Annotated in this window: 18 protein-coding genes; 11 read left to right on the forward strand and 7 right to left on the reverse strand. The window is 53.6% G+C overall.

What is annotated here, in order from left to right:
* Window positions 1–324: 324 nt before the first annotated feature.
* A complete protein-coding gene (locus QW71_RS05380) occupies window positions 325–1,245 on the reverse strand; it encodes an alpha/beta fold hydrolase (protein WP_039294426.1) in 921 nt (306 codons plus the stop codon).
* Window positions 1,246–1,353: 108 nt separating this feature from the next.
* Here QW71_RS05380 and QW71_RS05385 point away from each other — a divergent pair, with 108 nt between their 5' ends.
* Complete coding sequence (locus QW71_RS05385) at window positions 1,354–1,824, forward strand: MarR family winged helix-turn-helix transcriptional regulator (RefSeq protein WP_039294577.1); 471 nt, start codon at window positions 1,354–1,356, stop codon at window positions 1,822–1,824.
* 266 nt (window positions 1,825–2,090) lie between these two features.
* Here QW71_RS05385 and QW71_RS37790 read toward each other — a convergent pair whose 3' ends face one another.
* Complete coding sequence (locus tag QW71_RS37790) at window positions 2,091–2,951, reverse strand: AraC family transcriptional regulator (RefSeq protein ID WP_052769904.1); 861 nt, start codon at window positions 2,949–2,951, stop codon at window positions 2,091–2,093.
* Window positions 2,952–3,568: 617 nt separating this feature from the next.
* Window positions 3,569–4,702, reverse strand: a complete 1,134-nt coding sequence (locus QW71_RS05395; protein WP_039294429.1) for a glycoside hydrolase family 88 protein — start codon at window positions 4,700–4,702, stop codon at window positions 3,569–3,571.
* A 295-nt stretch (window positions 4,703–4,997) separates the two neighbouring features.
* On the opposite strand from QW71_RS05395, the gene QW71_RS05400 reads away from it, so the two are divergent.
* Window positions 4,998–5,756, forward strand: a complete 759-nt coding sequence (locus QW71_RS05400) for an SDR family oxidoreductase (protein WP_039294431.1) — start codon at window positions 4,998–5,000, stop codon at window positions 5,754–5,756.
* A gap of 119 nt (window positions 5,757–5,875) precedes the next feature.
* Here QW71_RS05400 and QW71_RS05405 read toward each other — a convergent pair whose 3' ends face one another.
* The 4 genes from QW71_RS05405 to fabV all read right to left on the reverse strand — a co-directional run bounded on the left by QW71_RS05405 (window position 5,876) and on the right by fabV (window position 9,098).
* Window positions 5,876–6,334: a hypothetical protein gene (locus QW71_RS05405; RefSeq protein WP_039294436.1), complete on the reverse strand. Its 459-nt coding sequence runs from the start codon at window positions 6,332–6,334 to the stop codon at window positions 5,876–5,878.
* A 14-nt stretch (window positions 6,335–6,348) separates the two neighbouring features.
* Window positions 6,349–7,125, reverse strand: a complete 777-nt coding sequence (locus QW71_RS05410) for an EFR1 family ferrodoxin (RefSeq protein WP_039294439.1) — start codon at window positions 7,123–7,125, stop codon at window positions 6,349–6,351.
* Window positions 7,118–7,708: a PadR family transcriptional regulator gene (locus tag QW71_RS05415; protein ID WP_039294442.1), complete on the reverse strand. Its 591-nt coding sequence runs from the start codon at window positions 7,706–7,708 to the stop codon at window positions 7,118–7,120. Before QW71_RS05415 ends, QW71_RS05410 begins: the two co-directional genes overlap by 8 nt.
* Before the next feature lie 199 nt (window positions 7,709–7,907).
* Window positions 7,908–9,098, reverse strand: a complete 1,191-nt coding sequence (fabV, locus tag QW71_RS05420; RefSeq protein ID WP_039294445.1) for an enoyl-ACP reductase FabV — start codon at window positions 9,096–9,098, stop codon at window positions 7,908–7,910.
* Window positions 9,099–9,219: 121 nt separating this feature from the next.
* Between fabV and QW71_RS05425 the strand changes: the two genes are divergently transcribed.
* The 9 genes from QW71_RS05425 to QW71_RS05465 all read left to right on the forward strand — a co-directional run bounded on the left by QW71_RS05425 (window position 9,220) and on the right by QW71_RS05465 (window position 21,119).
* Window positions 9,220–10,194, forward strand: coding sequence for an ornithine cyclodeaminase family protein (locus tag QW71_RS05425; protein WP_039294448.1), 975 nt, complete (start codon window positions 9,220–9,222; stop codon window positions 10,192–10,194).
* A gap of 454 nt (window positions 10,195–10,648) precedes the next feature.
* Window positions 10,649–11,815 carry a dipeptidase gene (locus tag QW71_RS05430; protein WP_052769905.1) on the forward strand — a complete coding sequence of 389 codons (1,167 nt, stop codon included), beginning with the start codon at window positions 10,649–10,651 and terminating at the stop codon, window positions 11,813–11,815.
* Window positions 11,816–11,828: 13 nt separating this feature from the next.
* Window positions 11,829–13,955, forward strand: coding sequence for a CocE/NonD family hydrolase (locus QW71_RS05435; RefSeq protein WP_039294451.1), 2,127 nt, complete (start codon window positions 11,829–11,831; stop codon window positions 13,953–13,955).
* A gap of 193 nt (window positions 13,956–14,148) precedes the next feature.
* Complete coding sequence (locus QW71_RS05440) at window positions 14,149–15,318, forward strand: serpin family protein (RefSeq protein ID WP_160311779.1); 1,170 nt, start codon at window positions 14,149–14,151, stop codon at window positions 15,316–15,318.
* Between the two features lie 102 nt (window positions 15,319–15,420).
* On the forward strand, window positions 15,421–16,167 hold the full coding sequence (locus QW71_RS05445; protein ID WP_160311780.1) for a BofC C-terminal domain-containing protein: 747 nt from the start codon (window positions 15,421–15,423) through the stop codon (window positions 16,165–16,167).
* A gap of 224 nt (window positions 16,168–16,391) precedes the next feature.
* On the forward strand, window positions 16,392–16,895 hold the full coding sequence (gene ruvC, locus QW71_RS05450) for a crossover junction endodeoxyribonuclease RuvC (RefSeq protein ID WP_039294456.1): 504 nt from the start codon (window positions 16,392–16,394) through the stop codon (window positions 16,893–16,895).
* Window positions 16,892–17,515, forward strand: coding sequence for a Holliday junction branch migration protein RuvA (gene ruvA, locus QW71_RS05455; RefSeq protein WP_039294459.1), 624 nt, complete (start codon window positions 16,892–16,894; stop codon window positions 17,513–17,515). Before ruvC ends, ruvA begins: the two co-directional genes overlap by 4 nt.
* A gap of 26 nt (window positions 17,516–17,541) precedes the next feature.
* On the forward strand, window positions 17,542–18,549 hold the full coding sequence (gene ruvB / locus QW71_RS05460; protein WP_039294462.1) for a Holliday junction branch migration DNA helicase RuvB: 1,008 nt from the start codon (window positions 17,542–17,544) through the stop codon (window positions 18,547–18,549).
* A gap of 467 nt (window positions 18,550–19,016) precedes the next feature.
* A complete protein-coding gene (locus tag QW71_RS05465; RefSeq protein WP_039294464.1) occupies window positions 19,017–21,119 on the forward strand; it encodes a SpoIID/LytB domain-containing protein in 2,103 nt (700 codons plus the stop codon).
* The last annotated feature ends 5 nt before the right edge of the window (window positions 21,120–21,124 follow it).

Raw genomic sequence — 21,124 nt, forward strand, 5'->3', positions numbered from 1 at the left:
TGCAGCAATTGTTTCATGACCCCAGTGTATCTCTTGTAAAGAAAAATGGGTGAATGGAATTAACACTAAGGAAGAGATGAGAGCAATTGAGAATGCCAATTGAACCAAGTCATAAAAATGCTCCAGTCAAGTTCACCTCCGTATGAGCCGTATTGGAAAAATTTGAATAATGGTTATACGCTGGAAGAACTGTGTGGTTTCATTAACCTGCCTGTTAGCTTAAAACCCTTTAAAGCGGTTCACCGCGTTGTCTGTAACGGCAAGTTTTAGGACCATCCTTTTGCAGGATGGTCCCTTCTTTGAGATCGCTTTGATCAATTATTCTTACTTGGATTCGATACGACCTAACGGATTAGTGCCCTCCTCCAGAGCTTTCCGGGCTGCCAGCCAGCTGGAATCATCAAGATTGAGCGCATTGCGAAGGTAAGACCACGTGAGCTGCCGGAGCAAAGCAACTCGTTCGGGGTTCTCGTCCGTCGTTTCCGCAACGTTGTACCCGGCAATTCCACCAAGAGAGTGTTCTGCCCCAAAGAGGGTGAGCAGGCTCTTGCTGCCCGGACTCAGGAAATAGGGATCGTTGAACCAGTCCGGCCCCCGAGTAGACAGCAGGGATTGGTCATGATCCCCTGCTACCACCAGGGTCGGCGTCCTCATGTCAGAGAAGCTCGGGTTCATAAATGGGAAGTGCTCTGCCGTGAACGGAGTCAAGTCAGCCCCGCCCAGTCCGGTCGTTGCAAGCAATACGCCCGCCTTAATACGCGAGTCGGACATATCCTCTCCCGGTTCCCCGTAGGCATCGAGGACGCGCGCACCGAGCAGCATACTCACCGTTTGACCTCCCCAAGAGTGTCCGGCTGCGGCGACACGGCTTCGGTCAAGACGTCCGCTGAGGCCTGGAACGGAAACTTCAATAAGATCAAGTTGGTCAAGGATAAGCTTCAGGTCTTCGACGCGGAAACGCCAGATCAGTGGTGTACGGGGATCTTCAGGAGGAAGATTCAGCGTCCTCGAGTCGAGATGGGTGGGTTGAATGACCACGAAGCCGTGAGCAGCCCAGTAGTCGACTAACGGACCGTAGCCATCCAACGACCAACCAAAGCCATGCGAGAAAATAATAATAGGCAATTGACTCCCCATCGCTGGCGCTGATACCCGCACTTGCAAATCCTCACCGCGGCCCGGGGCTGACAGCACTACCGGCTTTACCGAGATGACTGGAGTAAACGTACTTACGTTCATTTTCATAATAGATGTTCCTTTCTTGGTCTTCTCAATATCAGCATGGTTGACATATCAACCTTTAGCAACTTTAGCATATTGAAGTTGACACGTCAACTATGCTATTATATTCCCATGGATAAGAGCGAACTGAACGAAGAAGAAATTCAATTATGGTATATGTGGAAAGGCTCCTTTCACAGCATCTTCGGTCGCGTAATTAAAGAGATGTCCGAGCACTCCGGACTATCCGAGGGCGATTATGGGGTATTGGATCGGTTAGACCTTCTGGGGGACGGCAGCCTTCGCCAACAGGAGCTGGCCGAATCCATGGACTGGGATAAGAGTCGATTGTCACATCATCTGACGAGGATGGAAAAGCGCGGACTTGTGTTGAGGAAATCATTGGCCAAAGATCGCGGCGTACAAGTCATCATCACTTCCGCTGGAAAATCAGCATTGGATGATGCCCGTCCCATAGTCGCAAAGGCGATACGCAAGCATTTCTTAGATCAATTAACCGATCAAGACATTAAGTCGATTACGAAGCTAGCGGAAAGAACAAAAAAAGGGTCTACAGCGTCAAATAATGCCCCAATGCCATGACCACGTTTTTTTGAAGCAGATATGTTGAACGTTAATTAAACCGGCCCCTTCCACCAAAACGACGGAGGGGGCTTTTGCTACAGCAAGCAAAAGTCCCCCTCTAGGCACCCCATCGTTCTGTGCTCCAAAAAGCAAGTAGCAGCCCGTTTACGCGGACTTTTCCACCGAGTATGATCTTTCCCAAACCCAAGCCGGGCAAAGTAAACCCTCGACAATTCCGGAAAAAACTTGCCGCTACTTATGATACGGCTCACCGCGTTATAGATTCAATGGATGCTGTTCCTGTATTTCTCCGGGGAGATTCCTTTATTCTTCTTGAACATCTGGCTGAAATAAGACGGGGACAGATTGCCTACTTCTACCGCGATTTCCCCGATGGATTGGCTGGTGTTGGCGAGCAGGATACAGGCTTCTCTGACACGCCGCTGCATCAGATATTCGGACAGTGTGATGCCGGCATATTGTTTGAATACATGCGAAATATGGTAGGGAGACAGATGCATGCTGGCGGCCAGCGCCTCAAGGCTGAAAGGCTCCTTGTAATGTTCATCCAGCCACTCGGTAATCCGCTGGACATGTGAGCTGCCGCGTGAATGGAGGAGATTGTCTTCGGACAGGACACCAGGCAGCCGGGTCTGAAACAGCCGGATAAGCTGGAGGATGAGTAGTCCTGTGTTCTCTTCCCGTCCGGCAGCAGCGTGCTCGGTGCACTGATGCAGCTCTTTCAGCACCTCGGGAATCCGGGTGTCATTCATTCCGTAGAATACCGGCTGCCGCAGGCTGCCCCTCCACAGGTTCCGGAAGAATTGCCCCAGGATAGGAAACGCGGAAAGATAATGGTCCATGAAACCAGGATCAAAGGTCAGATTGGTCCGGATATAGGAACGGCCTTCTGCCGGAGGAACCATTACACGGTGCAGCTGATAGGGCTGAAACAAGACCAGTGTATGATCCTCAATAGGGTAGGTCTGATTCTCCACCATGATCTCACCGCAGCCACTGTAAATGTACAGGATCTCAATTCCCCTATGCGCATGAAAATAGAGGGATTCCCCGTCAATATATTTATATTTGTACATAAACAAACCGGGGTCCATTCCCTCGGGCGGATGATCGTTCCTGCTCATGTTCAGTGACGCTCCCTTATCTATCATTCTTACCTGCTATTAAATCTATTACTACTAACTCCAGTATAAATAGCTGGTTGCCAAAAATAAAACAGTTATATCAATCACCCTTAAGGCTGCAACCAACCGGCCAACTAACCAATCAGACAAACAACAAACGAAGCAAACAACCAGCCAATCAACCAGCCAGCCAATCAACCGACCGACTAAGCTAACAACTAGCCAAACAGCCAATCAATGACTCTGACAGCAGGGCAATTGTGAAAATCCAATCCTCCGTTCTAAAATGTTGTAAGTAATACAGCTTTGGTTCCCTGATACCTGGGCGTTCGGGAGAATTGTTGTATGAAATACAGCAATCATCCTGCTAAGCCGCTTGGAGGAGGAGAATTGCTGCATTTTCTACAACAATTCTGGATTTGAGCTGATTTGATGAGGAAAATGTTGTATTTCGTGCAGGATTGTAACTAGTATTCAATGGCATCACTCAGTCCAGAGCAGCACAAACGGCAGGACTCTGTAAAAGAGCCTGCCGATATAAAGGGTATCAACCGGGTGCCGCAGTTGATGTTGTGCACCAGCAGATCAGAATCTAGTCAATGAAGATGCAGTACATGTTATCCTCGTTCGTACCAATACCCCGGAACACCCTGCTGCAGACGCAGCAGCGCCTCCAGGAAGAAGTAATCCCCCCAGATCATGAAATCATCCGGAGATGAATTCCCTCTGACTGAATAGGAGCCATGACGCAGAAAGCCTTCTTCCGACGGGCTGCCGGCGGTAAAGTAGCGGTTCAGCAGGGAATCCATCGACTTGTTGACGGCTTCCTCATACCATGCCCGTTCCGGGTCCCCCTCCGGCAGGTGCTCCAGCAGCTCAAGGAGACCGCATACAACGATGGCGGAAGCTGAACTGTCGCGTGGAGTGGACTCCTCCTGCGGGGCATCGAAATCCCAATACGTGACATGGTCGGCGGGAAGATGCTCCAGGAAATAGCGGGCCATTCTTCGGGAGGCTTCCAGATAATGAGGCTCTTTAAAATAGCGGTATGCTAAGGCAAAGCCGTAAACACCCCAGGCTTGTCCCCGCGTCCAGGTGGAGCCGTCCTGATAACCTTGTGCGGTTCCTCCGCGCAGGGCATTCCCCGTCTGCTGGTCAAAATAAAAAGTATGGTAGGAGGAGTCATCTCCCCTCACCAGGAAGCGGCGGCTTTTCTCGGCGTGAATCCGGGCATACTCGGCATAGCTGGGATCTCCGGTCTGTTCAGTGGCCCAGCAGAGCAGCGGAAGATTCATCAGGCAGTCGATAATAATCCGGCCCCCGTTGTCTGCATCACCTTCCGGTCCCCAGGCCTGAAAGAGCTGCGGGGCAGAGCGCCAGCGCTTCATCAGTACATCGGCTGCCTGCAAGGCCAGCAGACGCGAAGCCTCATCCTTATCGGTGATCCAGCGTGCCTTGGCGGACAGTGAATATAGGAAGCCGATATCATGATGATCGAGCTCTTTGCCGGCAATCATGCGATTGTTGAAGGACTCAACCGTCCGGATGGCGGCGGCGTGAATCTCCGGATCTTGGCTGTATTCATAGCTCAGCCACAGGATACCGGACCAGAAGCCTTCCGTCCAGCTGGTATGGTCCGTCAGATGATATTTGCCGTCGCCCAGGCTTACAATTGGAGATTTGTCACCAAAGCGCTTGATGTTAAGGCGGGTGGTAGAGAGCGTGTGCTCAATCGCATTTTTCCAGTTCATAATAACCTCCATAATATCGCTATATTGTTCTTATGGTTATTATAAGCCTGCTGCTATGTTGGTTTGTTGCGCGAATTCTTAGGTGAATTGCGGTTTAGGAGGAGCGAGTCCGGAACCTGTTACGCGGGGAGAGAGCTGTTTGTCACAGAACTCCGGTCTAGTTTGTCTACAGGATGTACAGCAAAGAAAATAGGATGGAGGCAGAGCGCCCGTGGCAGGGCGGTTTGTGTCTGTTGCAAAGCGTTTACTAAATACTGGCCTATGGATATAGGCTATAAACCAGGAGGAAATAGACATGAAATTTGTAGTGGTTGGCGGGAGCGGACTTATTGGAAAGCAATTGGTGAGCCGGCTTCAGGGGCTGGGTCATGAGACTGTGGCTGCATCACCTTCTCTGGGCATCAATGCTATGACTGGTGAGGGGCTGGCAGAAGCGCTTAAAGGGGCTGATGCCGTTGTTGATGTAGCAAATTCACCTTCATTCGCAGACGAGGCTGTGCTGGAATTCTTCGCGACAACGACCCGCAATCTGCTGGCTGCTGAAGCTGAAGCAGGAGTGAAGCATCATGTGGCATTATCTGTAGTGGGTACTGACGGCTTGCTGCAGAGCGGTTATTTCCGCGGGAAAATGGCTCAGGAGGAGCTGATCCAGGCTTCCCCGGTTCCCTACACCATCGTGCGGGCGACCCAGTTCTTCGATTTCGCGGAGGGCATTGCCTATACCGCTACAGAAGGGGATATCGTCCGTCTGCCTTCGGCATGGGTACAGCCCATAGCCTCTGAGGATGTAGCAGCTGCGCTGGTTGATTATACCCTTGAAGCTCCAGTGAACGGGATTACAGAGCTGGCCGGACCGGATAAGCTGTCTCTGGATGAATTCGTCCGGCAAGCGCTAAAGGCTAAGGGGGATGCGCGTCAGGTGGTCGGCGATACGGAGGCACATTATTTCGGAACAGCATTGCAGGATCACTCGCTTGTTCCGGCCGGAGACCATCCGCGAATTGCCCCTACACGGTTAACGGACTGGCTTGCGGCTTCCGTATCAGAAGCATAATAGATCTGCAAGAAACCGCCATCCTCCGGGCAAGTTTGCAAAAACTTCAGCCTGATGGGAATGGCGGTTTTTTTATGAAAGACAGGATCGATATGTGTTGTGTGGATACCAGTGGGCTTCTAGCGGACCTGAGTATAAACATTCCAGCTGTTCACCAAATGACCCACGGCAAACAGAAATGCAGGGATCAGGAGCAGCCAGGACTCAAGCCAGAATCCAAGCAGCATGAAGTAGATTGCCGGAAAGACGGCCATAGGAACGGGAATTCCAAGCCAAGGCGTGAATAACACGGCAAATTCTCTCTCATTCCAGTAAAAGCGGGCCCAGCATACATAATAAATCAGCAGGCAGACAGCCATCAGTCCGGCAGACAGGCCAAGGGGCTGCTCTGCAAGCTTGCGGCCCATGAGAATAGGCATCATGAAGCATGTGATCTGGCCTGCCCGCTCTAACATGGTGAAGATCAGCGGTGTGGAAGCCAAGGACTCAGGAGTATTGCGTGGAGGAAAGAAAATGAAAAGCAGATTCGGCAGCAAAACCAATAAAGGTAGGATGAATCCTTTGATGTGCAGGCCCATGTGAAATCCCCATTCTATTGTTCCAAAGTAGATTTATGCATTCTGGCATTGCGGAAATGAAGGTTCTCTTTGCCGGAGACTACGATTGCTTTGCGTGGACAGTTCGCTGCACATTTCATACAGAAATCACATCTGTACCCATGGTAAGGCAGATCATCGGCAACTACTATATTACCGGTGGGACATTGCAGAACGCATAATTCACAACTGATGCATTTGGAGGGGATCGTCCGCAATCTGAGCATCAGCCGCATCGATATCCAGGGCAGCACGGTTCTTCTGGAGAGAACGGAGACGGCCTTCGACCCGGGATACTCTGACTTCCAGGCGGATTCACCGGCAAGCGCCTGATGGACAAAAGTCTCAGCTTTCTGATAGGCGGCTGTCAGCCGGGCCTGATCATCCTCCGGAGGGGCTTCGGCATCCAGCATATTGTTAGGCATACTGATCTCGCAGGCGGAGACAGGGATATAGCCCTTATTCTTCAGCAGGGTATAGAGCGGCTCCAGAATATGGGCTGAGTTATTGAGCGTAGCGATCACATATACTCTGGTTCCCTGGCTCTTCGGGAGCCGCCGGAGGAATCTCCAAATGAACGGGGATACGGACTGCGAATTGACCGGGAAGGCCAGCCACAGGTCATTAACCGGACTGTTTGGCATAGATTCGCTGCCGATCAGATTGAGGGAAGGGCGGATGTTATAGGTCTTAAGGGTTCTGCCCACAAAGTCTACAATCGCTTTCGTATTGCCCGTGCCTGAAAAGTAATACAAATCCACGGTCTTATTCATTCGGCGGGTTCTCCTGTTCTGCGATTTCCTGCTCCAGCAAAGCTATGGTCTGCCCGCACCAGTCCGCATAAGACTCCCACAGCTTCTGGCCAAAGGACAGGACCATCAGAATGCGGCTGTGATTACTGTGGACATCCAGATTCTGCTTCAGCTGCGCCTCGAATTTGCCGAACAGCTGCTGCTGCCGCCGGTGGTTGATTTCAAACTCCCGGACATGCTCCAGCATGGTGGCAGAAGAGGAGGAATTGGAAAAATACAGCTTAAGCAGCAGCTCGTAGCGTACGGTTTCTTTTTCCACCGGTGTCTTGAGCCATTCCTGTAATTCGTACCTTCCGGATACGGTTATCTGATACTTGATGCTTTGTTTGCTGTTCTTGCCCTCTGCAGAAACAGGTTCTTCACACACAGCGATCAGGCCCCCCGCAGCCAGCCGCTTCAGTTCCGGATAGATCTGGCCAAAGCTCTCACTCCAAAAAAAGGAAAGCCGGGTATCTACGATCTTTTTGATCTCATACCCAGTCAAGTTCTCTTCGTTTAATAGTCCCAGTAACACGTAACCTGTCTTGCTCCTGTTAGCAGCCATATGCACGCATCCAATCTGTGAGATATATCTTTTAGATATAAAATACTGCAAGGATAACCTAAAGTCAAACCTTATTTAATGAAATGAACTGTTGGGGAAGCTTATGCGCTTATGCCCGAATTGGAGCGATAACCTGGAATCTGCACGCCAAAAAGCCGCTCCCGGTGAAGGGAACGGCTTCATGGATTTGGCGGAATGCTTATACCATATTGGGAATAGCAACAGCAGGGTCAGTCTCGGCTTCGTAATCCACGCCTTCGGTGCGGAAGCCGAACAGATGGAAGAAGTCATCCTGGTAGCCCTTAAGGTCTGCAAGTTCAGGAACATTATCCGTTTCAAGCTCGTTCCAGCGTCTCATGACCTCGATCTGCACATCCTCGCGCATCTCCCAATCATCAATCCGGATCAGGTGGCTGCCGTCTGCTGCAGCTTCGCCGCCGTTATACAGGTGGTCTGCGAACAGGCGGTACATCTGCTGAATGCAGTTCTCGTGCAGTTCTTTTTCCTTCATTACTCTATAGAGTGCGGAAATATACAGCGGCACCACAGGGATGGCGGAGCTGGACTGGGTGACCAGAGCCTTGTTCACGGATACGAAGGCCCGTCCGCCTGTAGCAGAGAGCTGCTCGTTCAGTGCGATGGCCGTCTGTTCCAGATGGTTCTTCGCCTGGCCGATGGTTCCGTCCCGGTAGATGGGGTGGGTGATCTTAGGTCCGATATAGGAATAGGCCACGGTTGTTGCACCATCTGCAAGCACGCCTGCTTCCTGCAGCTGATTGATCCACATGCCCCAATCTTCTCCGCCCATAACAGCGATTGTCTGGCGGACTTCGTCATCCGTAGCCGGCTCAATAGTAACCGTGGATACTTCACCGGTGTGGAAGTTCATCGTCTTGTTCGTATACGCTTCACCCACTGGCTTAATCACGGAAGAGAAGACTTCTCCTGTAACGGGATGGGTGCGACGCGGGGAAGCTACGCTGTACACAACGAGATCAACGGTGCCAAATTCAGCTTTGATGAGGTCGATGGTCTTGGTTTTAATGGCATCCGAGAAGGCATCGCCAACGATGCTGAATGATTTCAGGCCGAGCTTGGCCGCTTCCTGCTCAAAAGCAGCGGAATTGTACCAGCCTGCGGATGCAGTGCGGGCACCTTCAGCAGCTTTGTCGAAGAATACACCGATGGTATTGGCACCTGCGCCAAATGCAGCCGCAATCCGGGAAGCCAGCCCGTAGCCGGTAGAAGCGCCGATAACCAGCACGTTGGCCGGGCCGGTAAGTTTCTTTTGTGCCCGTACATAGTCAATTTGTTCCTGTATTTGTCCGGCACATCCCTCCGGGTGAGCAGTCGTGCAGATAAAGCCGCGTGTTTTTGGCTGAATAATCATCAAGGATATCCCCTTTGTTTTAGTTTTTAACTTTTTTCGCTAATATAGAGTATAGCAAATGATGGCATAGAAAGATAAGCTTGAATCTTTTTTGATATCAGGAATCCGGGAGGGTCTATAGGTGCTGATAATAAACGGTAAGGAAGTTGCGGAGATTCTAACCATGGAGTCCTGCATCGCTGTGATGGAAACTGTCCTCGCTGACCTGTCTGAGGGGGAGGCCGTGCAGAGTCTCCGCCAGGTCCTGCCGCTGGAGGAGCGGAATGTGCTGGGAATGATGCCCGGGTATCTGCGGCGTGAAGGGATCGCTGGTGCCAAGATCATCAGCGTATTCCCTGGCAACCACGGGAGCGGTCTGCCGTCGCATCAGGGGATGGTGTCTTTGTTCGACGCCGCCACCGGCGTGCCGCTGGCCATGGTAGACGGCCAGTCGATTACAGCCATCCGCACGGCGGCGGTCAGTGCGGCGGCGACGAAGCTGCTCGCCAGGGAAGAGGCGGAGTCCCTGGCGGTTCTTGGCACCGGGGAGCAGGCCCGGAGCCATCTGGAAGCCATGCTGCAGGTGCGCGGCATTAAGCGCACCAAAGTCTGGAGCAGAACGCCGGGCAAGGCCCGGGCGTTCGCCGATGCCATGAGCAGCCGGTGGAACGCAGAGATCACGGCAGCGCTGTCTGTGGAGGACGCGGTGATGGACGCGGACATTATCTGTACGGCGACGGCGGCGGGGGAGCCGGTGCTGCACGGCGCCTGGGTGAAGCCAGGCGCGCATATCAATGCGATCGGCGCATGCAGGGCGCATGAACGGGAGCTGGACACGGCGCTTGTAGCCGGGGCGAGGCTCTATGTGGACCGGCTGGAGTCAGCCGTCCACGAAGCGGGGGATTATCTGATCCCGCTCAGCGAAGGGGCGATCACGGCGGACCATATTATTGGCGAAATTGGCGGGCTGCTGAAGGGGCGTGTCCCCGGCCGGAGAAGCAGTGATGAGATTACGCTTTTTAAGGGACTGGGGCTTGCCGTTCAGGATCTTGCCGCAGGCTTCTATATTTATAAACAGGCGGGTGCTCTGCATAAAGGCGTGGAGATTTCATTTTAAATAGAACTCGGCATTTCTTATTAAGAGTAACTAGTCCAGCATCAGCACTAATGAAGTGTGTCGATTCAACAATGCAGCAAGCGGCAATGGATGTATTCAGCTCCAAGTGAAACTTCAGTGATAGTTGTATAATGTACAATTAAAAACAGAGAAAAGGGCTGCTTGCCGCTTATAACTGTAGTCTGTACAACTAAATCTGCCCGAATGGGTGAGAACCTTCTACATAGGTCAGTTTAATTGCACGGAATACAACTAAACGGATAATCGGTTGAAAATCAGACGGTTTAGTTGTACAAAGTGCAGTTAAGCTTAGCGTAATTGGTTACTGCAAAGCCTCAGCAAGCGATTTCTGGAATGGCAGGAGCGGCGGCAGCCGGAAGCCCAAATATTCACCGCAGGGAAGAATAAGCATCAAGTAAATACAGGTAGTTTCATAGAGGAGGGGCTGGATCAAGTGAATTTACAGGAACGGGAAGGCTGGTATGACTTTGGACTGAGTGCTGCACAGGAGGAGCGGGCGAAACGCCTGCATGAGGAGAATATCAATATTGATCTGCTGTTCCAGGGGCCCTTGTCCCCAAGCGCTATCCCGGAGAGCGTCTCGCTTAAGGTGAAGGAGCTGTGCGAGCCGTACAAGGATGAACCGATGGTCTACAGCGCCATGCCGGCGCAGATCATTACCCGGCTGTCGGCAGGCGGTGAGATTGCGGAGTACAAAGAGGAATGGTACAAGTCCGGAATTACGGCGGGCAACCGCGAACTGCACCTGAATGATATAGAGAGCATGATTACCAGTATGGGCGAGGTTCAGCTGCAGTTCGATTCCGCGGACTGGCTGGTGAAGGCACTGACGGCGGAGGATATCCGCAGGGCTAAACGTGAGGGAAAGAAGGCAGGGATTGTAACGGCACAGGAAACGGATGCGCTAGAGAAAAATCTGGAGCTGCTCAATGCGCTGCATGGCTTTGGTCTAAGGATTCTGCAGTTAACGTACAACAACCAGAATCTGATAGGTTCCGGCTGTGCGGAGCCGGGCAATGGCGGGCTGTCCAAATACGGCCTGCGGTTTGTGGAGCGGCTGAATGCGCTGGGAATCATCGTCGATACCGGACATTGCGGCAGACAGACCACCCTGGATGCCTGTGCAGCCTCGAAAGCGCCGGTTATCGCCTCGCATACCGGCGTGGAAGCTATCTATCCGCATATGCGCTGCAAAAGTGACGAGGAGATCCGCGCGATTGCTGCGACCGGCGGTGTGATTGGTATTTTTGCGATGCCGTGGTTTGTGCATGAAGATCCGGACCGTACCACCATTGAGCATGTATTGGACCATATTGAATATGTGATCAGGCTGGTAGGCGTAGAGCATGTGGGCATCGGAACGGACTGGCCTATGAGTGACCTGGAGTGGTCACTGGTCTTTTTCAAGGAGCAGATTGCACCTAAGCTGGGATTCGCCAAAGGGGATGGTCCCTCCACGGAAACCGTAGCAGGGCTTGAGAAATACAGTTATTTCAGCAATTTCACGCGGGGACTGGTGGCGCGCGGGTACAGCGATGAAGAGATCGCTAAGATTATGGGCGGCAACTGGCTGCGTGTGTTTGAACAAATTTGCGGATAGGGGACTTTTACAGATGAATTCATACTTACAGCAGACAAGCTTCAACTTCTATTGCTCGGGGATATATAGCGGCACCATCCGTTTCACGGACAAGGAGGTCATGCACGCCAAGGTTGACACCCGCAGACGCACACAGATGCAGGAGAATGTGCTGGATGCTGGCGCGAAATATGTTCTTCCTCTGGCGCGGATCGCGGGGCAGCTTCTTGCATACTCCGATGCGGAATGGGCCGGGGACGAGGTTATCCTCAAGAACGGGGATAAATATCAGAAGCATATTACCTATCAGGCGGAGATTGCCGGAATCGTGCGGACTTCACAGGTATGGGCTTACCGCGGAGGCACGGCGCTGGATGTTGTGACGCTGGACGGAGAGGTGATTGCTTTTCTGACCCCTAACCGCTACGGCATTGAGCTGATCGTTAAGGCAGGATATGAGCAGCTGACCCCGCTCACGCTCTATGCTGAGCCGCTGTTGTCGCAGCCGGAATACGGTGTGAATGATCTGGGAACGTATCTTGTGCCGATGCGGGACGGCGTGAAGCTGGCCACCGATGTGTTTCTTCCTGAAGGTCTTGAGCCGGGAACGAAGGTGCCGACTATCTTGGTGAGAACCTGTTACGACCGGAATGGTAAAAAAGAAATCTTCATGCGCTGGGCGAACAAAGGCTACGCCGTGGTCTCCCAGGATGTACGAGGCCGCGCGGATTCGGAAGGAGAGCTGATCCCGTTCTACAATGAACGCGATGACGGCTACGATACCATTGACTGGATTATCGCCCAGGAATGGTCTGACGGCAAAGTTGGGATGTGGGGCGCCTCATACCTCGGCTATGTCGTTGTAGCAGCCGCTACCAGCGGCCACCCGAACCTGCTGGCGGTTGTGGATGAGGTTAATGTAGGTTCGCCGTTCGTGGACACCGCGCGCAAAGGCGGGACGCTCTGCTCCTGGCCGCTGCTGTCCTGGACGCTTGCGCAGTCGGTGGGGACGCGGACGGACTTTGATATTTTTGGCGGCATTACAGTGGACCCTGAAGCGGCGGTCGATGCCAGACCAATCAGGGATATTCCGCAGCAGATGATCGGCCGCACGTCCGGGCCGTGGGAGCTGTGGAGCCAGCATCCTGAGTATGATGATTTCTGGAGAAACTGCACCTTCACTGAGCGCGGGGATCAGGTCAAGGTTCCGGTGTATGTAATCTCCGGCTGGTATGACGGTGACAGCCCGGGGGTATCGGAGACCTGGCGGATGCTGACGGAGCATGATGTACCCAATCGCAAAATCCGTCTCGGCGCCTGGGAGCACGGACCGAACCGGGCGCGGGATCTGCTGGGCGTATCCTTCGGCAATGATGCGGTGGTGTACGATTATGATGTATCCGTGCTGCGCTGGTTCGACCGGTTCCTGAAGGATATTCCGAACGGCATCGATCAGGAGCCGCGGGCTTCCTATTATGTGGTGGGCGAGAACCGCTGGAGAACCTCGGAGGATTGGACACCGGCAGAAGCAAAGGTAACTCCGTTCTATCTGGGCGGAGACGGCCGGGCGAATTCATCACTGGGCGATGGACGGCTGGTTATGGAGCCGGAGGAACATTCAGCAGCAGATACTTACATCTATAATCCGGCTGACCCGGTTGCCGACAGCGGCGAGCGGGAGCCGGAGAATATGCGGAAGCATGAGCTGCGCAGCGATATCGTTGTCTATACCAGTGAGCCGCTGGCGGAGAAGCTGACCATTGCCGGTGAGCTGTCTGCGGTCATCTATGCTGCGAGCTCGGGTCTGGATACGGACTGGGTCGTGACGCTGAGTGATGTGAATGAACAAGGCGATTCCATCCGCCTGTCCAATTACATCGTGCGGGCGAAATACCGGCATGGGCTGGAGCAGCCGCAGCTGCTGGTGCCGGGCCAGGTGGAGCGGTATGATATTTTCCTGCAGAACATTGCCCACACGTTTGCCGCAGGACACCGGGTCCGCTTCACAGTCACTTCTTCCAGCAAATTCGTGGCCTTTCCTAACACAAACACCGGAAACAATCCGTATGAAGATACGGAAGCAGTCATTGTGCAGCAGACGATCTGCCATAACCAGGAGTATCCGAGCCATATTAAGCTGCCAGTGGTGCCGAATTTCTAATAGAGGTGACTTAGCCGGCTGATAATTTGCAACTTTTCCCAATTGGGGCCGTCAATGAATAGGAATGGGACTCTCGGGCATGTCCTTGCCGCTTCGGATGAACTCAAGGGGGATAGTTATGATGATCAAAAGAATATCCGTACTCTTGTTAGCCGCGCTGCTCTTGGCCGGCTGCAGTGAAGGAGGTTCAAAATTGAGCTATTCAGAGAGACAGGCAGCTGCAGCCGGGCTTGATTTCGGACTGGCCGAGAGAAGCAACCGGCTGGGGGTGAAGCTGCTGGGCCAATTGTGGAAGCAGGGCGGCGGAAATGTGACCATATCTCCTTATAGTGTTGCCGCAGCGCTGGCCCTTGCTTATAACGGTGCGACCGGAGAGACGGCAGAGGAGCTGGGAATGCTTCTGGGCTATGCACCTTATGAGCGGGAGCAGCTGAATACCAGCCATCAGGCTTTGCTGCAGCTGCTGAATGACGCCGGACCGGGAATTGAGCTGAAGATAGCGAATTCGGTCTGGGGCATGAAGGGGCTGCCGCTGCGCAAGGACTATCTCAAGACAGGTAAGGATTTCTATAACGCAGAGATCAGGGCGACAGACTTAGCTGCAGAGAAATCTGTGACGCAGATTAATGATTGGGTCTCGAAGCATACCGGGCATAAGATCAGGCAGATGCTTACGGAGCCGCCGGGTGACCAGGCAGTTGCGGTACTTGTCAACGCACTGTATTTCAAAGCCGGCTGGAGTGATGTGTTTCCAGAGGAGGCTACTGCGTCAGCAGACTTCTATCCCCCGGACGGGGCAGCAGTGCAGGTAATGATGATGAAGCGGAGCGGATATTTCCAGTATGCCGGGAATGAGGACTGGCAGGCTGTAAAGCTTCCTTATGGAGAGGGCCAGATGGAGATGACCGTAATCCTGCCGGGCGGGAAATCTTCCTTGCAGGAGCTTGCGGATCAGCTTGCGGCGGGCAGCCTCCCGCTTGATGAGGGCTTCGCCAGTGCCCGGGGGACGCTGCGGCTGCCGCGTTTTACAGCGGGCTACGGGGCAGAGCTTACAAAGGTTCTGCAGGCGCTGGGTGTGAAGCTGGCTTTCGATCCGGTTCAGGGTGATTTCTCGCTGCTGGCGGACCTGGATCGCCCGGTTTACTTTGACAAGGTCATCCACAAAACCTACATCGATGTGAATGAACGGGGAACAGAGGCGGCGGCGTCCACAGTGATCCAGATGCGGGCAGGATCAGCTGCTCCTGCAGATACGCCTTTTGAAATGACGGTCAACCGGCCGTTTCTGTTCATGATCAAGGATGTGCAGACTCAGGTGGTCCTGTTCCTCGGAGCCATTGAGAATCCGCTGGACACAGATTAATTCCGCTTGGAATGAATTTCAAGCAAATACGCATAAATGCTCCCTTCACAGGTCACAATAGGGAAAAACCAGAATGAAGGGATTAACGTGAATGCTTTTCGCTTGAAAAAACAACTGTGGCGGCGGTGGAGACGTTGGAAAAAGGCACCCTGGGTGGGGGCGGCATGCATTGCGCTTACGGTGCTGGCGTGGCGTGGCATGCAGGTTCCGGAAGAGATCAGCCTGCTGTTGGAGCATACGGCCTGGACGTTGCCTGGAACACTAAGCGGAATAGAGGAGCAGAACCGGGAACCCGGCAGCAGCATTCCGGCTGTGGCAGCCGTTTATAACCATACAGGGAATGAAGCAGAAGATGAAGCTGCTGTGATGGACAGCAAAGAGCTGCTTGAAGCGGTCAGCCGGGAAGCGGTCAGCAGAACGGTGCACCTGAAGACAATTTATGTATCCGGTGAAGAGGTGCAGACACTGCCCGGCAAGCAGACACCGGCCCAGCTGAAGATGATGATCGGACAGCATTCCGATTGGAGCGGCTGGCTCAGCGAGGAAGGCGATTTGTGGCTGGAGCAGAGAGTCAATGATCTGTCGCCGCTCACCAAAAAAGAGGCCTACTTCGGAGTGGATGAGCAGGGGAATCTGACGCTGTTCAAAGGACCGCCGACGTCGGAAAAGGTGATGAAGACCTTCTTTCAGCTGGATATGGGCTCAATGAAATCCTCTTTGCCGGAGGGGATCTGGGAGCAGCTTCATCAGGGCATCCGGGTACAGGACATGGAGGAGTACAACAGTGTACTGTCTACCTTCAGCGACTATGCGCGGGACTCGGCGGAACAGGTGATGCATGCGGAATGAAGTGAAGGACATAGCTGTTTGAAGACTCGTGGGCAGGAGGCTCACGGGTTTTTTTGTTTGAAATAGCAGCTTAATTTTAATTTCCCCGGGACAAAGTTTTTGTCTCCCCGGGGAAATTTTTTTGCTATAATGGGTAGAAGGAATACATATGTTCGCTTTAGGGCGGATTCATGGATGAACCCGCAGGGGCTATTCTGCCCTGGCACAGAGGAGAGAGAAGGATCTTGCGCATCTTGGGGATTGATCCGGGGCTGGCGATTGTCGGCTTTGGTTTTGTAGATAAGGTTGGAAACAAATTGACTCCGGTCCAGTACGGCTGCATCCAGACTGAGGCGCATACTCCGGAAGAAGAACGTCTGCTGCATGTCTATGAAGGCATGGTGCAGCTGATTGATAAATATAAGCCGGATGCAGTTGCGGTAGAGAAGCTGTTCTTCAGCCGCAATGTGACAACGGCCCTGCCGGTGGCGCAGGCGCGGGGAGTGCTGATTCTGGCGGCCGTGCAGCGCGGGCTGCCGGTGGCGGAATACACCCCTATGATGGTGAAGCAGGCAGTAGTAGGGTACGGCAAGGCGGAGAAGAAACAGGTTCAGGAGATGGTCAAGCTGCTCCTTAAGCTGTCGGCTGTACCGAAGCCCGATGATGTGGCTGATGCACTGGCGGTGGCGGTATGCCACGCCCATTCCGTGAGTCTTAATTCCAAATTAAATGAGGTATTGCGAAAATGATAGATTTCCTAAGAGGACCGGTTGTACATTTGGAGTCAGAATATGTAGTACTGGATGTTCAAGGCGTAGGATACCGGGTCTTCTGCCCGAATCCGTATGCTTTTGCCAAGGTGGAGGGTCCGGTGACCATCTTCATTCATTATCAGACCCGTGAGGATGCGACGCTCCTGTTCGGATTCCCGACCCGTGAGGAGCAGAAGCTGTTCCGCAAGCTGATCGAGGTGTCGGGCATCGGCCCGCGTGTGGCGCTGGGCATTCTGACCGGCGGAACGCCGGATCAGCTGATCTCGGCGATCTATCAGGAGAATATCACCTTCCTGACGAAGCTGCCGGGCATCGGCAAGAAGACGGCGCAGCGGATGATTCTGGATCTGAAGGACAAGCTGGACGGCTTCGGCGGAGCTGCCCTGCAGACAGGCCTGTTCGCTGTAGCGGCTGAAGCCCAGGCTAAGGCCGAGGCACTCCCGTGGGAAGAAGCCAGGGATGCCCTGAAGGCGCTGGGCTATACCGATACCGAGCTGGACCGCGTATGGCTGAAGATGAAGCAAGAGGGAACGGATACCGGACCGGTTGACGTGCTGATGAAGAAGGCGCTGGGGCTGCTTTTTATAGCCAAATAGGTCCCTGAAGAACGGAGTGAGGAATAATGGATGACCGGATTATATCAGCAAATCTGATGATGGACGAGCAGGCGGTTGAATTAAGTCTGCGGCCCCGTTATCTGGGTGAATATATCGGCCAGAACCAGGTGAAAGAAAACCTGAAAATATATATTGAAGCAGCCAAGATGCGCAGCGAAGCGCTGGATCATGTCTTGCTGTACGGGCCTCCGGGTCTCGGCAAAACAACGCTGGCGAATATTATCGCCAATGAGCTTGGTGTGAATCTGCGGACCACTTCCGGCCCGGCAATTGAGCGGCCGGGCGATCTGGCCGCGCTGCTGACCAACCTCCAGGAAGGCGATGTGCTGTTTATTGACGAGATCCACCGTCTGCACCGCACGGTGGAAGAGGTCATGTATCCGGCGATGGAGGATTTCGCGCTGGATATTATGATCGGCAAAGGCCCGAGTGCCCGTTCGGTGCGGCTGGACCTGCCGCCCTTCACGCTCATTGGAGCAACGACACGCGCGGGGCTGCTGTCCGCTCCGCTGCGCGACCGCTTCGGCGTAGTCAGCCGGCTGGAGTACTACACAATCGATGAGCTGAGCTTCATCGTAGCCCGCAACGCCGAGCTGCTCAGCATCGAGATTCTGGGCGATGCTGCGGAAGAGATTGCCCTGCGGGCCCGTGGGACTCCGCGGATTGCCAACCGTCTCCTGAAGCGGGTGCGCGATTATGCGCAGGTCCGCGGCGACGGTATTATTACGCCGGAGATTGCCGCTGAATCGCTGAAGATGCTTCAGGTAGATCCGCGCGGACTGGACAGCATCGACCACAAGATGCTGCAGTCGATGATCAGCTCCTTCCGCGGCGGACCGGTCGGGCTCGATACCATCGCCGCTACGATAGGCGAAGAGAGCCAGACTATTGAGGACGTATACGAACCCTATCTGCTGCAGATCGGTTTCCTGCAGCGCACGCCGCGCGGGCGCATAGTGACCCCGGCGGCCTATCATCATCTGGGGCTTCCGCTCCCTCCGCAGCAGAACTGATGCTGCCCATAATACAACATTTTTCGTATGATCCCGGCTACAATCCCGAATTGTTGTATAAAAGGCAACATTCCTTCTCCTCCAAGCGGTTTGGCGGGACAAATCTTGTATTTCATACAACAATCTGTCCCAACCGCCAAATATCTAGGGGATCAAGTTGCAATACGTACAACAATTAAGCCTATACAAGTGAGAAACTTAAAAATTTGAATGCTCTTTGCAATGGATTAGGTGCGGGAAGTTGAATAAACCGCTCGTCACATAAGTGCCCGACCGGGTGCTTAATTGGTTGCAGTCTAGAATGCGTTTTGTATAACACATTTAAGAGAATGCTTCCGAAGCTGGTTTTGAACGAAGCTTTCTGAGGATGTCATGCTTTCAAAACTTAAGAGTATGCTTCCGAAGCAGGTTTGGAACGAAGCCTAGTCAGGCAGCAGATACTCTCAAAATTTTTTAGGAGGCCTACAATGAATCTTGCCAGGTGGAAAGAAACAGGGTTAGGGCTGCTGGGCCGCGGAGTATTGGCCGCATCAATGGTAGCAGGCAGCCTTCTGACCTTTGCGGGTACCACTCACGCCGATACCGGCGGGGCGATCCGGGTTGCACTGTATGCCGATATTGGCAGCAAATATAAATCTACTGTACCGCTGGTCACGCTTCAGTCCGATTTGGGCTTCAGCCTGCTCTCGCAGGCCGGAACACCTCTGCTGTCGGTTCCTGCCCAGAACAAAGTACGTGTCAGTCTGGACGGCTACCGGGTGAAGGTGCTGGAAACGCCAACCTGGCAGGTGGCGGCGGATGCAGCCAAGAAGCTCCAGGCTACCTCCGATAAACCCCAGCTGTTTATGGCATCACGGGGCGGAGCCAAGGTGTATCAGCTATATACTGGAAGCTATGCGAGTGAAGCTGCCGCCAAATCGGGGCTGACCTCCGTGATGAAAGCCGGAGTAAGCCTTCCGGAAGGACAGACCCCGGCTGTTGCCGGGACCAGACATCTGTCCGCAGGTTCCTACGCGACTCTTGAGGAAGCGCAGGCGGTTGTCGGCAGCCTAACTGCTGCCGGGTTCGATGCCTGGCCGGTATTCGTGTCCGGAGAAGGCGGCAGTGCACGGACTGAAGTTTGGGTAGGCGAAGCGGCGAGCGACAGCGATCTTGCAGCGGTCTCTGCCTCGGCAGCTGCACTGCTCCCGCAGCTTGTTCTGTCGCCGGTGGCGGCAGGTACAGCGGGACTAATTATCCGGATGGATGCAGGACTTGATTTCAGCAGTGAAGTCCAGGCCTTTCATTATCTGTTATCCGGAAGCGACGCGAAGTTCACAGCCGCCGGCAATGAGAAGGGGATTCTGCTTACGGAGAGATCCAAGCGTACTTACCGCGGCAATCTGGAGCTGGGCAATCTGAACGGTTCATTGTCTGTAATCAACGTAGTGCCGCTGGAGCAATATCTGTATGCGGTTGTCGGCGGAGAGGTTTCATCCGGCTGGCCGGATGAGGCGCTCAAAGCCCAGGCCGTTGCGGCGCGCAGCTATGCGCTGGCCCAGGGCAACCGCTTCGATGTAGCCAATGTTGTCGATACCACGCTGAGCCAGGTGTATAACGGCATAGGCGCTGAAGCTCCAGTCATTACCAAGGCAGTGGATGCTACCGCAGGCGAAGTGCTGATGAGCGGCGGCAAAATAGTAGAAGCCGTGTTCTCCTCCAACGGCGGCGGCGTTACCGCAGACCCGTCTGAGGTGTGGAACAACGGCGGCGATACCTTCGTCAGTGTAGTTAGCAGCGAGGATGCTGCGGCAGTTGCTTCATCTAAAAAGTGGTATTATGTGCTGCTGAACAGCGGTATCTCTGGATATGCCCGTGAAGACAATATCAAATTAACCGGGAACACAACGGCAGCCGGACTTCCGCTGGCTACGGCAACCACCAAGGATGTGAATATCCGGCCTTTGCCTATTATTGATAGCAGTGCCAATCCGGCAGGCAAGCTGAATCCAGGCGATACCGCCGTAGTGCTGGGGCAGGTCTATGAATCCGGCAGCTACAGCTGGATCAAAGGGCCTTATACCTCGGCAGAGCTGCTCAAAAGCCTGTCCGGCAAAACAAGCAACGCTCTCCCGTCTTCCATAACCAGTCTCCAGGTGACTAAGCGCGGCCCTTCGGGGAGAGCGGTGGAAGTCAAGGCTAACGGCCAGATTCTGCAGGTGAAATACCCGGATCTGTTCCGTTCTTCCTTTGGCGGATTGCCCAGTACTTTGTTTGATATTGTCCCGGCAGGCAGTTATACTGTATTAGGCGCTGACGGCACTACAGCCACTATTGGCAGTGTGGCAAGCGCCGGAGTGATCTCTGCAACTGGCAAAGTAACTGCAAATGGCAGCGGAACCGTAGTCATGGGTGCTGATCAATCTTCCAGAGTGGTCACCAGCAGTCCAGGATTCTATTTCATCGGCTGGGGCAACGGGCACGGCCTGGGCATGTCCCAATGGGGTGTAAAAGGCATGGCGGATAACGGGTATGATTATCGTCAAATATTGCAACACTATTTTAATAACGTTACTATAGTTAAGGAATGAAGATC

The sequence above is a fragment of the Paenibacillus sp. IHB B 3415 genome, assembly GCF_000802655.2.
Classification (GTDB): domain Bacteria; phylum Bacillota; class Bacilli; order Paenibacillales; family Paenibacillaceae; genus Paenibacillus_AQ; species Paenibacillus_AQ phytohabitans.

Bases quoted from the DNA above. Each gene is read 5' to 3' on its own strand.
- QW71_RS05380 (WP_039294426.1), bottom strand. From the start codon at position 1,245: ATGAAAATGAACGTAAGTACGTTTACTCCAGTCATCTCGGTAAAGCCG.
- QW71_RS05385 (WP_039294577.1), top strand. From the start codon at position 1,354: ATGGATAAGAGCGAACTGAACGAAGAAGAAATTCAATTATGGTATATG.
- QW71_RS37790 (WP_052769904.1), bottom strand. From the start codon at position 2,951: ATGAGCAGGAACGATCATCCGCCCGAGGGAATGGACCCCGGTTTGTTT.
- QW71_RS05395 (WP_039294429.1), bottom strand. From the start codon at position 4,702: ATGAACTGGAAAAATGCGATTGAGCACACGCTCTCTACCACCCGCCTT.
- QW71_RS05400 (WP_039294431.1), top strand. From the start codon at position 4,998: ATGAAATTTGTAGTGGTTGGCGGGAGCGGACTTATTGGAAAGCAATTG.
- QW71_RS05405 (WP_039294436.1), bottom strand. From the start codon at position 6,334: ATGGGCCTGCACATCAAAGGATTCATCCTACCTTTATTGGTTTTGCTG.
- QW71_RS05410 (WP_039294439.1), bottom strand. From the start codon at position 7,125: ATGAATAAGACCGTGGATTTGTATTACTTTTCAGGCACGGGCAATACG.
- QW71_RS05415 (WP_039294442.1), bottom strand. From the start codon at position 7,708: ATGGCTGCTAACAGGAGCAAGACAGGTTACGTGTTACTGGGACTATTA.
- fabV (WP_039294445.1), bottom strand. From the start codon at position 9,098: ATGATTATTCAGCCAAAAACACGCGGCTTTATCTGCACGACTGCTCAC.
- QW71_RS05435 (WP_039294451.1), top strand. From the start codon at position 11,829: ATGAATTCATACTTACAGCAGACAAGCTTCAACTTCTATTGCTCGGGG.
- ruvA (WP_039294459.1), top strand. From the start codon at position 16,892: ATGATAGATTTCCTAAGAGGACCGGTTGTACATTTGGAGTCAGAATAT.
- ruvB (WP_039294462.1), top strand. From the start codon at position 17,542: ATGGATGACCGGATTATATCAGCAAATCTGATGATGGACGAGCAGGCG.
- QW71_RS05465 (WP_039294464.1), top strand. From the start codon at position 19,017: ATGAATCTTGCCAGGTGGAAAGAAACAGGGTTAGGGCTGCTGGGCCGC.